We start from the raw sequence: 13,587 nt of genomic DNA, 5'->3' as shown, positions 1-13,587 counted from the left end.
CCATTGCAAGACCAAGATTGGGCAGGAATTTCGGTGCTCCGTTGCCTTCCCCTCGGCAGAACAGCCGCCCATTTGATCCTGTCTGAACATCCCGGATATTCGATGCGTCACCAGCATGCCGTCATCCACCATCGCGCGCTCGACTTCTGGCTGGCACGTGCGGCGGTCCTCGTCATCATCTGCTTGCAGCTCCTGGTGATCAACGATCTTTCGTTCGGCCCCCGCTGGCTGGCGCCGGCGCTGGAGGCGGCCCTGCTTGTGCCCCTGTCCATCGCCACCGCCTGGACGCAGGTCGCCACCCAGAAAGCCATCGAGGAAGAGCACTGGTATCTGGTCGGCCGGTTTCGCGTCATGATCCGCAGGACGGCGCTGGTGATGACCGGCGTCGTCAGCGTCATGAATTGCGGTTCGCTGGTGTTCCTGGTGCGCGCCTTGCTGGCGGGCCATGCCGGCTCCAGCGGCCAGACGCTGCTGATCGACGCGCTCAACATCTGGGTCACCAATGTCATCGTCTTTGCCTTGTGGTTCTGGAGCACCGACCGCGGCGGGCCGCCGACCTGCGGCCTCGTCAAACGCGCCCATTCCGACTTCCTGTTCCCGCAAATGACCTTGAACGACCGCGAGATCCGCGACTGGCTGCCGGGCTTCGTCGACTATTTCTTCCTCGCCTTCACCAATGCGACGGCGTTTTCGCCGACTGACACCTTGCCGCTCTCCCAGCGCGCCAAGCTTTTGATGATGGCCGAGGCGATGATCTCGCTGCTGACGATCGCACTGGTCGCCGCCCGCGCCGTCAACATCCTGGCCTAGGTCAGAAACGCAAAATAGCCCGCCCCGGCGAACCGGAGCGGGCTATTGGATGGTCTGCTAGGGTCCCGAAGCTGGAGCGGGCGGACGATCCCCTCAATCCGTGCCGAGGTCGCGTTCGAAGACCACCTGATCGCGCAACGGAATGCCGTTCACAATCAAACCCTCGGGGTAGCCGGTCGATGGCCCGAACGCATCCTGCACGATGCGCCACATCCGAAAGCCCTGTCTTTGGTAGAAACGCAGATTGCCGATATCGGCCGCCGCTGTCGACACGATCAGGCGCCGGCCGTGGCGCTCGCGGCAGCGGGTGATTGCCGCCGCCACAAGGGCGCGCCCCAACCCTTCGCTCTGCCTTGCCGGACGGACCGCCAGGCTCTTGAGCTCGAAGACACCGCCCTCGCCTGTCTCGATGAGCTGCACGTGGCCGATGATCCTGTTGCCATCCCGCGCAACCAGCACCTCGCCCTTGTCGATATAGCTGGAAACCTGCGCGGGAGAATCGTCGGCAAGGGTAAACAGCGGCAGCAATATTTCGCGGTCCCCGTCATATCGTTCAATCTGCATCCGTAAGCCCAGGCTGGATCAATGCCGCCGCGAGTTCGGCAGCCTTGCTCCTGGATATAGCAGCGGCCGGTCAGGAGCCACAAACGCAAAAAAGCCCGCCCCGGCGTCAGCCGAGGCGGGCATTAACTCGATCGAGCCGTCAGGCGCGAATTCTCGGGCGCAGGGCAAGGCCTGGGGCTATTCCTCGGAAGCTGGTCCGGGCTTCCGCAAGCCGCGTGCAATCCGTCATCCAAACCAGCCAAACGTGACGCTGACCAGCAATACCGCGATCAGGATTGAGAGCGGCACCGCCATGAACAGCCCAGCTTCCAAGAATCGGGTTTCCTTGTCACTGAACATTAGGCCTGCCTCACTAAGCTTCGCTCAGATAGAAGCTGCGAAGCCCGTTTCAGTTCCGAATGCCGGCGAAGTGCGATCCACGAGCGGCTGCCTGGAGAGCGAAATCAGTTCGGTTCCCCAACGATGCCGGCCATCCATTTTGCAATGATACGGGAGGCCGGCGCATCATTCGATTGGCGCTCCATTCCGCCCCAGCAAAGGCGCGGCGGGCCAAATTCTGGTGTTCCTGGAGACGCGACAAAGGAGACTGAGGACGCAAGTGCCCAATACGAAAAGCCCGCCGACAGGAACCAGCGCGCGTTGCCCTTCCTTCGTTCGCATGTTTCGCTGGTATGAGCAGGGGTGCATATATGTCGCCAGTCGGCGCCGCCATCCTCATGGCCCTGCCGGTCAGGCCCAGTGGCCTTCCGCTGCCAGTCCCCTCTAGCAACCAAGCCGCTGGGCCGCAGGTGACGTGATTTGCGCCACATATGAGGCATGAGGGCGCTGAACAAAAGGTGTTGTTCGATGCTCCGGACAGACAATGGCGCGGCGCTGAGGCTTTCAGATTTTGCCGATCCTAACGATGCAGTAATTGCCGCAATCGAGCTTTATGGGCCGGAAGCGCAAACCGCGGCGGCCTACTGTGCCATGGAAGCACACTTCGCCGGGCGACCGGCCGATTTCCACCTCTGGTGCGAAGTCTTTCGCGTCTTCAAAACCAGATTCCATTGAGAGGCATCTAGATCGGGGCCTAAGGCCGCCACGGCCATCAGCAATACAGAGGCCGGCCTGTCCGGCCTTTCAGTCTTCCGTCGCCGGCCTGAATTTCCGCACGATCAGCTCGAACAGAATATCCGAAATCCACATGGCGCAGACGCCGATGAGAAAGGCCGCCGCCAGCGTCGTCGTGTCGTCATTGGCCAGCGGCAGGCCCGTGGCGCGGGCATACTGGACCACGGGCAGCGTCAGATAGGCCGCGGCAAGCGCGCCGCAGATCGGTGACGCCACCATTTCGCGCAGCTTGTAGCGGTGGCGCGACAGAGCGCGCAGGACACCGCCGGCCAGACCGGCGACGACGACCGGTCCCTTGATGCCGAGCAGGTCGAAGAAGTCGTGCATCATTTCATCGCCCTCGCAATGAGGAAGCCGAAGGCCGATCCGGCGCCGAAAATGTCCGGCCCGGCAAGCGGCGTGGCGGAATCCAGGGGAAGTGCGACAACGGTCATGGCTTCCACCCGCACAGCTTTTCACCCTTGCGGTTGTGCGCCAGCAGCGCCTTGACCTCGGCGTCCGACAGCGCATCGACGGCGGCCGCCGACAGGCGCAGCGGGCTGGATACCGCGCAGAACCCGCCCCTGACGGTCGTGCAGCCGACCATCGCGGCCAGGACGGACACAAGCATCAATCCCTTGCCCATGATTTGAGCTCCTTTCGCGCCGTGGCGGCCGGCAGCGGGCCGATGTCGTTCTGGACCTGATCGGCAATGTCGCGTGCCACGGCCTCGGCGGCGGCCTGCCGGGCACGCTCGCTGCGCTCGCCGGCAAGCCGCTGGCGAACACCCCAGCCGAGCGCCGCCAAGATGGCGGCACCGATGCCGAGAATGGTCGGATTGCTAGCCACGAATGTGAGAAGCGTGCTCATCGGTTTGGCTCATCCTTGACCAGATAGCCGATGGCAAAGACCGCGATCGGCAGAAGCGTGGCCCATGTCTCGGCGTCGTACCAGGACGGCCAGAGATTGCGCACGAAGACGCCTGAGACCGACACGACCGCGGCCGCGATGGTCGCGGCCGTCAGCTTGTTGGTCGGGCGGATGGTCGGTTGGGTGATGGTGGCCATGATCAGAAGATCCCTTGCAGGGCGACGGCGATGTGGTGCCAGGCGACGTAGGCGATGAGCAGGATGGCGGCGATGACCCCGCCTGCCTTGGCGGCGGCCGGAATCCCGGACCCATCCGGCGCAGGCGACACCGACACGGGCGCGTTGCCGGCGGGCGTTTCAGCTTCGGCCGGCGGTTGGACCGGCTGGGAAACCGGCGCCCGCATTGCAGGCTGTACTGAGCCGGGTGCTGTCGCAGGGGCCGACATCAGCAAGGCCTGCGCACGCACCGACTTTACGCGGTCGCTCCAGCCGTGCCCGAATGTTGCCCATGTCGGCAACCGCCTGAGAAACGCCAGCCGCGCATCGCAAAGCTGGTCGATGATGACGCCAGCCGGCTTTGCCCTGACAGCCGCCAGCGTGGCCGGGCCGATGCGCCCATCCTGCGAGACGCCCACGCTTGCCTGCAGGTGCCTGGCCGCCCTGACCGGTCCGCTGTTCACCGCGAAATCGAAAGCGGCGTAGTCGACGCCGTCGGGCAGTTCTGAGCCAAGCACGGCATCCCAATAGAAGCGCCGGTAGACCGTCGCGACCTGGGCGTCGCCGATCTTCTTGAGATCGGCCTTGCTGGCATCGGCCTTCACATAGCGGCGAAAGTTGGCCAGCGTGACACCCTTCATCGTGGCGCCACCCGGATCGGCCGGATTGTCCGACCAGCCGCCCTCGGATTTCAAGACAAGCGCAAGCGCCCGCGCGAAGTTGCGGTCCATGGAGGTTCCTTTCGTTGGTTTCAAACAGAAGCGCGATGCATTTACTCGGCCGTGTTGCCGCTCTGGCGGTTCTGCTCTAAACGCTGGTCGGTGCTGAAAGGGAGCTGACCATGCTTCGAGACATCGCTCGCAACACTCTCCCGCTGGGTCTACGAATTGCTATACGGAAGTACTTTCCGCCAGATCCAAAACGAGTGGCTTTTGCTGATGTAGCCAAGCGTATCCAGGAGGCAGACCATACGAGGACAATCCCTGCGGGTCCCAAGCAACCGATCGTCGTAGACGTCCCAAAACCACCGGCGATCAGCCTAGAGACTCTAAAGCCTGAAGCGCCGCCGGCAATTGTGGCGCCTTCGTCGAGGCCGATTTTCTCGCTTCAGGAGTTCGATAGCGTTCTTGCGGAAGTCAAGGCCTTGCCGACGGAGCAGGAGCGGGTCAAGGTTCTGGCGAACTGCCATCTGGCCGATCCAACCATCATCACGATGCCGGATGATCCTTTCTCTGCTGAGTACCGGCAGCGTGTCCTAGACATCTACTACAAGCTGTCCAACCGCCAAGAATATAGCGCCGCCGAGTGCGAGCGAAGCCCAATCAATATCAATAAGACGATCCTTAAGCCGTCCGTCTATACGAACGATGGCGCGTTTCTCGGAAACTACCTCGAAGCTTACGGGCAGATCATCAAGCAGATGAACGTGACGCCAGGAATACGGGTTCTCGAATACGGACCCGGCGACGGTCAGATTTCATTGCATCTGGCAAGGCTAGGTTGCGATGTCACCGTGGTCGACGTTGACCCTTCTTACCTTTCCGTCATTCAGGGACAGGCCGAGCGGCTTGGCGTGGCCATCAACACCGTGCATGGTGATTTCTTGACCGGGGCCGAATTCGAACCATTCGATCGGATTTTCTTCTTCCAGGCTTTCCACCACTCGTTGGTGCATCAAGAAGCCCTGCATCAGATGCGTGGCATGTTGAAGCCTGGCGGCTTCCTGGTCTTTGCGGCGGAGCCGATCATCGACCCGTCCGGCTATTGGGCGCCAGCGGTGCCATACCCTTGGGGGCCGCGACTCGATGGTTTGTCTCTCCGAGCGATTATGGTTCACGGCTGGATGGAGCTGGGTTTTCAGGAGCCTTATTTCCGTGAGGCACTGACGCGTGCCGGCTGGGCTCCCGACAAATACAACTCGCCCACCAATGGTCTCGCTTACTGCTATTTCGCACGGACCTAACGCCTATCTCGCCCTTCGCGCCCGGATCATGCCAAAGGCAATGTTGGCCGCGGTAGTGAACTCGGCGAACGCCAGCAGATAGACCGTGGTAGGCGTCGATACACTGATGCGCCTGCGCGGCGTCGGGATGTGAACGCCCTTCGCACCGTTGTAGGTCGCCGCAACCGCAGGGGTCGCCGTGAGGTTTCCCGGTGCGGTGTCTAGTGTTCCACTGGTCAAGGACGTGCCTGCCATGAACTGGCTCACAGAAGCTGTAATGGCTGGCACGTAGCTCACGACCCCCTCCACATCCCAATCGCCGGCCGTCAGGGAAATCGCAGCGATGTTCGCCGTTGCCAGCGACGTGAGCGACAAGGTGGTCGATCCTGTGTGCGTACCGGATTGCGACCCCGAGGTGTTAATCGGTGTGCCGGCCAGAGCATTGGCTGTGGAACTGGCAATCTGGAACGTGTTGCCGCTGACCGAAGACCCGATAATCCAATACGTCGTGCCTGCTGCGACCCCTGTGGGCACCGCGCCAGTGGTCGAGAAAGAAATCGGCGCTGTCCAGTTGCCCTTGCCGGAGTACGGGATCCCCGGCCAAGTGACGACGGCAGGCGAGGCAATCGTCATGGTAACAGCCGCGGACCCGTTCGGCACGTTGGCCACCACATACTCGGCCAGATTGCCGGCAGTGGCGTCGTCATTCGTGGTGGTGCCGATGATTTTGCTGTTATCGTTCACGGTGCGCGGGAGGTTGCCCTCAACGACCTTATTGAGGCCCGCGATATGGCCAGCCAATGCGGCCCCCGCGTTACCCGTGAGGTCTGCACCCTTGATGATGTACTGGTCATTGGAGCCGGCTAGGTTGATACCATTTCCGCCATTGCCGCCAGAGAAGCCACCACCGGTGCCGATCTTGCCGCCGATAATCGAGAACTTAGTGACTCCGGTATTGGCGAAGAATCCGTCTCCGGTGTTCTTAACGATGTTTGGGTTGATAAACCTAGCATTGGTGACTCCGGCGTCACGCAAGGAGACGCCAACCGCATTCAGGAAGATATGCGGGCTGATGAAGTCGATGCCATCGACCACACCTCCCGAACCGGTCTCCAGTCGAATGCCTTCAAATGTAGCAGAAGAAAACCAGCATTGGTCGAACATGCAGCGCCCGACGACAGCACCGGTACCAACAGCCTGCACATAGAGCGCTCGGGTGCAATTGTCGAAGAATGTGTTGTTTGCCCAGACCGACACCACACTCTGGCCAGCGCCGGGGTTGAGAAGAAGGCCCTGCCCACCATGAATGATCTGGCATTCATCAATGGTGACGTCGCCGCAGTTAGAGATATAAATCCCGGCGTACGGCTGAGGCGATGCAACATTATCGGTGACAACGTTGTTGAGCTTGATATCTAGCCCGGCATTGATCCTGACCGGAATGCCGGTCGCTCCTACGGTCGAGAAGATCTTGCCGTTCTTAATTCGGGCAGAAGCAATGTTCCCAACAATGTTGACGCCCTGTGCCGCGCCCTCCATGTGAAAATTTTCAAGTTCGAAGCGATTGCCTCCACTGTTCACCTGTACGAAGTCGCCGGCCGTGCGTGTTACGGACGCTGCCATGTAGAGATCGCGAATGGTAACGAACTGTGCCGCGACGGTAAACATGTTCGCGGTGGCGGAGTTGATATTGATGATCGTGCCCTGGCCTTGTCCCTCCAACGTCACATTGGAAGTAAGCGCCATGGACGTGCCGTCCACATTGATGATGCCGGCAGGGAGTTGGACGAGAGCGCCATTAGCGCCGGCGGCATTCAATGCGTTCTGGATAGCAGCGCGATTAACGGCCGCACTTGCTCCGGCGTCACAGCCAAAGGCCGAAGCTCTGATGCGCTCTCTTAAGATGGCCGAGAACGTAAGCGGAATCGCACCCGTTTCCGAGCGCTGGAAAAACGCACCATTCTGAATCGCCTGCTTCGTCTGCAGCGGCGACATAATCTTGTTAGAAATCGCGCCTGCTTGCGCCTCCGCCTGGCTGGCGTACGTGATCGTAGCCGCCGAAGCAGCCGCTGCCGAAGCTGACCCCGCAGCAGCGGTCGCCGAATTCCCCGCATTGGTCGCGGATGTCGCCGCGCTTGATGCCGAACCGGCCGATGCCGTGGCGCTGGTGCCCGCATTGGTAGCGCTCGTCGAGGCCGCTGAAGCTGCGTTCGACGCGTTGGTCGCCGACGTGCTGGCGGCGGAGGCGCTGGATGCCGCATTCGTCGCGCTGGTTGCGGCTGCGCTTTGTGATGCAGCCGCAGCGCTGGCGCTACCGGCCGCAGCCGTTGCCGCAGCCTGGGCGTCGCCCAAGGTGTCGTCCGACAGGTAGAGTGACAGCACGATATCGTCTTCGCCGATTACCGGCTTGTCGGTCTGGAATGAGAACACCTTGGCGGTGTTGATCGCGCCGGCCTGCACATGGACCGTCGTCCCCTTCTGCATCGTTCGAGAGGTCCGCGCGTCGGCGGCGCGATACCACTGGCCTTCGCTTGCCGTGTAGATGCCGTTTTCTCGCGCATCGGTCTGGGCGAGCAAAAGGACGCGGTCCCCGACCTCGAGCTGTACGCTGTCGATCACCTGAAGCCCATAGAGGGTTTTGCTGAAGGTGGCCGCCACGCGGCAGGGTTCGCGCTCTCCGGTCAGCAGGCGAACGGCGGCAGTTGCGGGTCGGGCCATAGGGCTTGCTCCATGAAAAAAAGCCCCGCGAAAGCGAGGCTTGAGGATTTCGGGTTGGTTGATGGGCTGGCAATGGGTGGACGGAACGGGCGCGCCAGCCAAACTTGGCCAGCGGCTATCGTTTATTTTCGGTTTTCTCGTCGCGCGAGCGTTCGCGCCTTGAATGGCGCGATACCAGAACCAATAGGTGATATTGGCGTCTTAGCCGCCGTGCGGCTGGCAGCAATTATTCGTCTTCTCGATAATTGCGCGCCCAGGCTCTTGCTTCGGGGCTTCCTACATTTGGCGAGTCGTGGTCTCACAGACAGGGTGCGGTTCCAAGGTGGATGGGACCGGTACGAAGTCCCCTGTCACCACAATTCTTGAAGGAAATACGCCAGTCAGCTTCGAAGGTTAAGAGGAGTACCGGGGGGCAAGCCTTTTGCCTTAGCTACAAGCTGGCCCATGATGTGCCAATAGACCTCCAGGTCCGACAACTCCATGTTCTCGAATGCATCTTTCCCGTTCAGGAAAAGCGGTATTTTGTAGCCGACACATTGGTCATAGGCAGGCTCGCCGCCGCCTGTCTGGCACCATTCCGCATAAGCAGTAGAAGCCAATGCCGCATCTGGATTTTCATTAAGTTCCACATCGTGGAAAGTCTTGATATTGGCAGGTATCTCGAGCGCCTCGCCGGTACCAGGTTCAAACATCAAAATCCCCGGTTCACCATCTTCGATCCGTCCTTTGTCGACGGCGAAGGTTCTTCCCAACCAATCATAACCGAAGCATGTAATTCGCCCGGTAAATTCAGAGAAGGCTAGGCCGACCCTCGCGTTCCAGGTCGGGACATCTTGCGCAGAGACAATTCTATATAAGCCGTGATTGAACGAGGCTCCGCCAAAATCGCCCAGCAACTCGTTCAATCCAGGGATATCGCTAGCAAGATTGACAGTGCCGGGTCTACGCCCCGGGTCCAAAGAAAAATTTCTACGAAATGTCTCGAACACTAGCGATCTCCGATCGTAACCTTGGTGATTCTTGTTCCATGCGGCAGGTGCTTTATTCGGTGATGTATCTGAGGTCCCAAACTGCGATTGACGCTTCTATCCAGTATAGCCATGTTGGATATCCCTTCGGAACCTCCCAGCTGCAAATCGTGCACATGATCCACGTCATTGCCGACCGGCACTTCGTTGCCGGCCCGTTTATAAGTGGTACTGGCCGACGTCTTCGCGCGAATCGTGCTTATTATCTTTTGAGTTCCGGCAAGATTTTCTCGTCGAGGAATTTGAGCCGGCTCGCCAGCATCTCAGCGTTGGCGGGATTTGCTTCGATATTGACCGGTATCAATTTCGCCACGGACTTTCCCGTGCGTGCAGCCTCAACCCAGTCTTCCAGCGCACCGATATAACCATCCAGCGCCTCAAAAGGCGTCTTTCCGTCATCAGCTGGCAGGTACGTCGGCGGCACATCCCCGACGATCACCCAAGTCCATGGATTCACGTCCGGTCGACGGGTCTCTATCTCGAAAAGGAAAATATAGATTACCCCTTCTGCGGCGTAACCAAGATATTCGTCCTTAATAGCCGATACCCAAGTGTAGAATTCGAGATATTGGCGGGCCTCGATCCGGGCAGAATCAAGCTCGTCGTCTCCGGTGCTGATATTAGCCGAAGGCAGGCGTGTGACGCTGCTCAGGTCGGGTTTAGCATTGTTCTCCATGACTAATTCCGGGAGAGAGAGAGAGAGAGAGAGAGAGAGAGAGAGAGAGAGAGAGAGAGAGACGCCCCGGATCAGAGCGCAATTGGAATCGCTCGCTAGAAGGCGGTCGTTTCGCTTTGACGTCAGTTAGGACGAGGGTGATGCACTACCTATTGTCGCCATCGAACCGCCAGAAATCAGCGGAAGAGAGGCCCAGCAATTCATCAAATACATAGAAGGCACGCTCCGATATCACGAGGTTCAATGTCCGGCTGATCCCGAAGTCATCTTGACCTGCCTTGCCGTCCACCTTAAGCCAGACGAACGGGGGCAGCTCTACGTCGGGCTGTACCAGGTGAAAATCCTCGGATATGGTCACCTCCGCATCGGCGAATGTGGCGCCAGTGATGCCAATGGCCAGCAACCCACGCTTGGCTTCCTCGGTCACAAGAAAACAGGGAAATGCGGTCACAAGGGCATCGCCATGCCAGCCAGCGAATTGAAAGTGAAGCTTGCTCACAACAGGCGGATGAACGCTTGGATCCATGACAGTATCCTTGCCAAGCTCGCCGGCCACCAGAGGCTCAATTTCATAGTAATTCATCAATCACCTATCGGCGGGTCAAATAGATGCCCATATTTCTTGTCCAAGTGAGACGCATAGTCAAGCACCTGCTGCCGGGTGGCGACAGTGTGCGCTCGATAGAATTTATTCCATTCTGACTTAATTACTTTTTGGTGCAATTTTATATCGAATTCCTTCCGTATTCCGCGAAGATTTTCTATTGAATTCAGCTCTTCATCAGAAAAAAGTCCAGGATATTTGTTATTTATCCCTTGCTCTACACTATGATGAACCACATAGTCGCTGCTATTGAGTGTAGGATTGGCATCAAAGAAGGTCTTTCGGTAGTTCTTTGATTTTGTCCATCCAACCTTAGCGCCAGCATATTTGACGGCAGAGGGGTCTCTGGCAAGCAACGAAGCCAACAATGCGTTGTCAAAGGTATTTTCGGGGATTTCGCCCGGCAGCGCCCTGCGCGAGGCAATCCGTGGGGATACCGAGCGCGCAATCTCTTGTTGAGATCGAAGGGTGTCAGCATCGACTCCTCGTATGAGAGCCTTGCTCCCTTCGACAAGCTCAATTGGCCTCTTCGAAGATTTTGAGAAGCTTTCTACCCAGGGCTTCGCGACCTTCCCGGCTTGTTCCAAGGTCTTTCCGGCCAGCCTTCCGGCGGGAATTGCTCCCGCAACGTTGAGCAGCGCTTCGCCGTAGTTACGGTCCAGCACCGCATTCGCGGCTCTCTCCAGTGCAAATGACACTCCCAATGGCGTGGCATCAGCCACGGAGATGCCGTCTTCGCCGAGCCCATCAGAGCCCACGAGCTTTTGCGCAAAAAAACGCCGTAGACTTCCGCGTTCACTATCGCCGGCGATTAGTTGTCCCAACCACTCCTGATTGGTCTGGACATGATTGGTCAACCATTCCGGCTCTGGGCCCTCACCGGATATCGCGCGCCGGACAAAATCTGTTGTCTCGGCCAGTTTCTCCGAGCCTACCAGCGACCCAACGGAACCGTCGTTCACCCTGCCTTCGTTTGATCTGGCGACGCTGGTCCGAAGCAAATGATCAAACATCGCTTGCTGAAATGCAGGTGGTGTCGCCTGAAGCACGTTGCTCAGATCTGCTTTCCTGTCTTGCGGCGGCAGACTCTTATCACTGGGCTTGTCGTTAATGTCTTCAGCAACGGAATTCGGCAGAGGCTGGACGGTTTTGAAACCTAACTGCTGCTGGGCGGCGATCGAGCCGACGATGGCCGCCTGATAGTCTTCCGGCTTCGAGAGATTGTTCCAAGCCGCGTCGAGGTTCGCGAACGTCTTGCGTACATAGCCGCCCGGATCGCCCTGCCTCTCTTTGAACGTCAGGTCTGCGGCCGTGGCTATGGCGTCATGACGCGCCTGGTCCTCTTCCGGCGTGGCACTATCGGCCCTAGGCGTGGACTCTCTGACCATCGCCTGCACGGCGTCGTTAGACATTGTGCGCATGCCGTAGAACTGGCGGCTGACATCAAGCGTCTGATTGAAGGCCTGAAAGCGCTTAATCCCTTCCGTCGCGCCATAGAGCGCCACGAACTGCTCAGGTGTGAAAATCGGCCCCGAATAGCTACCCGTCTCCCTGATGGCGGCCGGCGCGTTCTGTTCGACCAGGATAATGCTAGTGCGCATTTCGACTTGCTGGGCAGCGTCGGCGGCCCGGGCTTGCTGGGCTAGGCCCGGCCGGTCTTCAGGCGGAATGTCGTCCCGGAAAGCCTGAGCCACTCGCTGGTCTGGCGTGAGCTTGCCAACGCGATCGCCGGTCGCGGCAGCGGCCTCCGAATTGCCCGAGGCAAGAACCCAGGTGATCGGAGAAACGCCGGAGGCATCGCCCCCCAAGGGCTCTCCCGGCGTCCCCACACCAAACACCTCCAGCGCGCGCTTCGGATCCTTGGCGATCAGCGCTTCGAACCGCATCTTCGCGGCGGTGCCGAACCAGTCCTTCGCCTTCTGCTGCCGGATCCCCGGGTCGAGCCCCATCTTGTCGATAAGGTCGAGCCCTTGCTGACGGGCCGCTTCGAAGGTGACGTGATCGTCGGGGTTGGCGCTGCCGATGGCGATGGCGCTGGTCTTCAGTGCCGTGTCGACCTCGGCCTGCTCATAATCCTTGCGCCGCTGAAGCTGCCGCAGCGCCATGCGCCGCGCGCCGGTCAGACGCATCGTCTCCTTCTGCCCGGCGAAAGCGGCGCGCTGGCTCTCGGGCATGCCAGGCAAGGCGGCGGCAAACAGCGTGTCGAACAGCCCGGTCTTCACCACCCGCCCGTCGCGCGGGTCGACCAGGCCGTACATCGTCTCATGCAGACCGGCACCGTCGGCAGGCGCGTTCGCCGCTACCTGATCTTCCGCCTGCGCGATCTGGCCATTGAACTGGCGGCGCTTCAGCTCGGCGTCGAACGCCTCCTGCTGGTCCTTCATCTGCTGGTAGCGCTCGGCGACGGCGGAAAGGTGCTCGCCCAGCCCCTGCATGGCGCCGCCGATCGGCGATCCCTGCGGATATTGCGGCGCGTTGCCGGTATCGAGCCGGCGCTTGGCGATGGAAAGGGGGATGACGTGGACCATTTAAGTGTTCCCCGCCCATGCTGCCCTGAGAGGCGAACTGCCGAAGATCACCGAGCGCGTCGACAGCGTGCTGGCGGCCATGTTTGAGGTCGCGCTCTTCGTCGGGTCGTAGATTTTGGAGAGGCCGCCAACGAGCGCGCTGCCGGCGTTGAAGATCGATGCCGTCACCGCCTGCTTGCCGGAGAAGCGCGTGATGGCCGCCTGGTCGGTGAGGTTGTTCTGGCGCAGCTGCGAGCCGTACAGCATGCCGTCAAGGTCGACCTGGCCTTGCCTGGCATTGGCGACTAGCACCTCGGTCGGCGAGCCCGATATGCCGACGCCGGAGGCGCCGGCCTGGGCGCGCGCCTGGGCCTGCAGCAGATCCTGCTTGTGGCGCTCCTGGCTCTGCTCGAAGGCGGCACTTTGCGCCTCGGCCTGCGCCTGCTGCTCGTAGGCCTTGGCCTGATAGTCGGCCATCTGCTTCGACTGTTGGCCTTCGACCAGCGCGCCGCCAACCGACAAGGCGGTTCCCGCCAGTCCAAGAAGGGCAAGTGTGCACAT

Annotated in this window: 15 protein-coding genes; 3 read left to right on the top strand and 12 right to left on the bottom strand. The window is 60.1% G+C overall.

The window, feature by feature from the left end:
• Positions 1-102: 102 nt before the first annotated feature.
• A complete protein-coding gene (locus tag JG746_RS15460; protein ID WP_202358909.1) occupies positions 103-810 on the top strand; it encodes a hypothetical protein in 708 nt (235 codons plus the stop codon).
• Between the two features lie 93 nt (positions 811-903).
• On the opposite strand, the gene JG746_RS15455 is transcribed toward JG746_RS15460, so the two are convergent.
• A complete protein-coding gene (locus JG746_RS15455; RefSeq protein WP_202358908.1) occupies positions 904-1,374 on the bottom strand; it encodes a GNAT family N-acetyltransferase in 471 nt (156 codons plus the stop codon).
• Positions 1,375-2,220: 846 nt separating this feature from the next.
• Here JG746_RS15455 and JG746_RS15450 point away from each other — a divergent pair.
• Entirely contained in the window at positions 2,221-2,427 is a 207-nt protein-coding gene (locus JG746_RS15450; protein WP_202358907.1) for a hypothetical protein, read from the top strand.
• Positions 2,428-2,496: 69 nt separating this feature from the next.
• Here the strand turns inward: JG746_RS15450 and JG746_RS15445 are convergent, their stop codons facing one another.
• The 5 genes from JG746_RS15445 to JG746_RS15425 form a co-directional block, all read right to left on the bottom strand.
• A complete protein-coding gene (locus tag JG746_RS15445) occupies positions 2,497-2,814 on the bottom strand; it encodes a hypothetical protein (protein ID WP_202359377.1) in 318 nt (105 codons plus the stop codon).
• A gap of 103 nt (positions 2,815-2,917) precedes the next feature.
• A complete protein-coding gene (locus JG746_RS15440) occupies positions 2,918-3,112 on the bottom strand; it encodes a hypothetical protein (RefSeq protein ID WP_202358906.1) in 195 nt (64 codons plus the stop codon).
• Positions 3,097-3,336, bottom strand: coding sequence for an ABC transporter permease (locus JG746_RS15435; protein WP_202358905.1), 240 nt, complete (start codon positions 3,334-3,336; stop codon positions 3,097-3,099). The genes JG746_RS15440 and JG746_RS15435 overlap by 16 nt, the downstream gene beginning before the upstream one ends.
• Positions 3,333-3,533, bottom strand: a complete 201-nt coding sequence (locus JG746_RS15430; protein ID WP_202358904.1) for a hypothetical protein — start codon at positions 3,531-3,533, stop codon at positions 3,333-3,335. The genes JG746_RS15435 and JG746_RS15430 overlap by 4 nt, the downstream gene beginning before the upstream one ends.
• 2 nt (positions 3,534-3,535) lie before the next feature.
• Entirely contained in the window at positions 3,536-4,282 is a 747-nt protein-coding gene (locus tag JG746_RS15425; RefSeq protein ID WP_202358903.1) for a glycoside hydrolase family 108 protein, read from the bottom strand.
• Positions 4,283-4,392: 110 nt separating this feature from the next.
• Between JG746_RS15425 and JG746_RS15420 the strand changes: the two genes are divergently transcribed.
• A complete protein-coding gene (locus tag JG746_RS15420; protein ID WP_202358902.1) occupies positions 4,393-5,514 on the top strand; it encodes a class I SAM-dependent methyltransferase in 1,122 nt (373 codons plus the stop codon).
• A 3-nt stretch (positions 5,515-5,517) separates the two neighbouring features.
• Here the strand turns inward: JG746_RS15420 and JG746_RS15415 are convergent, their stop codons facing one another.
• The 6 genes from JG746_RS15415 to JG746_RS15390 form a co-directional block, all read right to left on the bottom strand.
• Positions 5,518-8,211 carry a hypothetical protein gene (locus JG746_RS15415; RefSeq protein WP_202358901.1) on the bottom strand — a complete coding sequence of 898 codons (2,694 nt, stop codon included), beginning with the start codon at positions 8,209-8,211 and terminating at the stop codon, positions 5,518-5,520.
• 380 nt (positions 8,212-8,591) lie between these two features.
• Positions 8,592-9,116, bottom strand: a complete 525-nt coding sequence (locus JG746_RS15410; protein ID WP_244730831.1) for a T6SS immunity protein Tdi1 domain-containing protein — start codon at positions 9,114-9,116, stop codon at positions 8,592-8,594.
• 325 nt (positions 9,117-9,441) lie between these two features.
• A complete protein-coding gene (locus JG746_RS15405; RefSeq protein ID WP_202358900.1) occupies positions 9,442-9,915 on the bottom strand; it encodes a hypothetical protein in 474 nt (157 codons plus the stop codon).
• A gap of 145 nt (positions 9,916-10,060) precedes the next feature.
• Positions 10,061-10,498: a hypothetical protein gene (locus JG746_RS15400; protein ID WP_202358899.1), complete on the bottom strand. Its 438-nt coding sequence runs from the start codon at positions 10,496-10,498 to the stop codon at positions 10,061-10,063.
• Complete coding sequence (locus JG746_RS15395) at positions 10,498-13,047, bottom strand: hypothetical protein (protein WP_202358898.1); 2,550 nt, start codon at positions 13,045-13,047, stop codon at positions 10,498-10,500. The genes JG746_RS15400 and JG746_RS15395 overlap by 1 nt, the downstream gene beginning before the upstream one ends.
• Positions 13,048-13,587 carry a hypothetical protein gene (locus JG746_RS15390; protein ID WP_202358897.1) on the bottom strand — a complete coding sequence of 180 codons (540 nt, stop codon included), beginning with the start codon at positions 13,585-13,587 and terminating at the stop codon, positions 13,048-13,050. It lies immediately after the preceding gene.

It is taken from the genome of Mesorhizobium sp. 113-3-3, assembly GCF_016756495.1.
GTDB lineage: Bacteria > Pseudomonadota > Alphaproteobacteria > Rhizobiales > Rhizobiaceae > Mesorhizobium.
This window is presented reverse-complemented; position numbering and strand designations above follow the sequence as displayed.

Coding starts and splice junctions, on each gene's coding strand:
- JG746_RS15460 (WP_202358909.1), top strand. CDS start 103: ATGCGTCACCAGCATGCCGTCATCCACCATCGCGCGCTCGACTTCTGG.
- JG746_RS15455 (WP_202358908.1), bottom strand. CDS start 1,374: ATGCAGATTGAACGATATGACGGGGACCGCGAAATATTGCTGCCGCTG.
- JG746_RS15450 (WP_202358907.1), top strand. CDS start 2,221: ATGCTCCGGACAGACAATGGCGCGGCGCTGAGGCTTTCAGATTTTGCC.
- JG746_RS15445 (WP_202359377.1), bottom strand. CDS start 2,814: ATGCACGACTTCTTCGACCTGCTCGGCATCAAGGGACCGGTCGTCGTC.
- JG746_RS15440 (WP_202358906.1), bottom strand. CDS start 3,112: ATGGGCAAGGGATTGATGCTTGTGTCCGTCCTGGCCGCGATGGTCGGC.
- JG746_RS15435 (WP_202358905.1), bottom strand. CDS start 3,336: ATGAGCACGCTTCTCACATTCGTGGCTAGCAATCCGACCATTCTCGGC.
- JG746_RS15430 (WP_202358904.1), bottom strand. CDS start 3,533: ATGGCCACCATCACCCAACCGACCATCCGCCCGACCAACAAGCTGACG.
- JG746_RS15425 (WP_202358903.1), bottom strand. CDS start 4,282: ATGGACCGCAACTTCGCGCGGGCGCTTGCGCTTGTCTTGAAATCCGAG.
- JG746_RS15420 (WP_202358902.1), top strand. CDS start 4,393: ATGCTTCGAGACATCGCTCGCAACACTCTCCCGCTGGGTCTACGAATT.
- JG746_RS15415 (WP_202358901.1), bottom strand. CDS start 8,211: ATGGCCCGACCCGCAACTGCCGCCGTTCGCCTGCTGACCGGAGAGCGC.
- JG746_RS15405 (WP_202358900.1), bottom strand. CDS start 9,915: ATGGAGAACAATGCTAAACCCGACCTGAGCAGCGTCACACGCCTGCCT.
- JG746_RS15400 (WP_202358899.1), bottom strand. CDS start 10,498: ATGAATTACTATGAAATTGAGCCTCTGGTGGCCGGCGAGCTTGGCAAG.
- JG746_RS15395 (WP_202358898.1), bottom strand. CDS start 13,047: ATGGTCCACGTCATCCCCCTTTCCATCGCCAAGCGCCGGCTCGATACC.
- JG746_RS15390 (WP_202358897.1), bottom strand. CDS start 13,587: ATGTGCACACTTGCCCTTCTTGGACTGGCGGGAACCGCCTTGTCGGTT.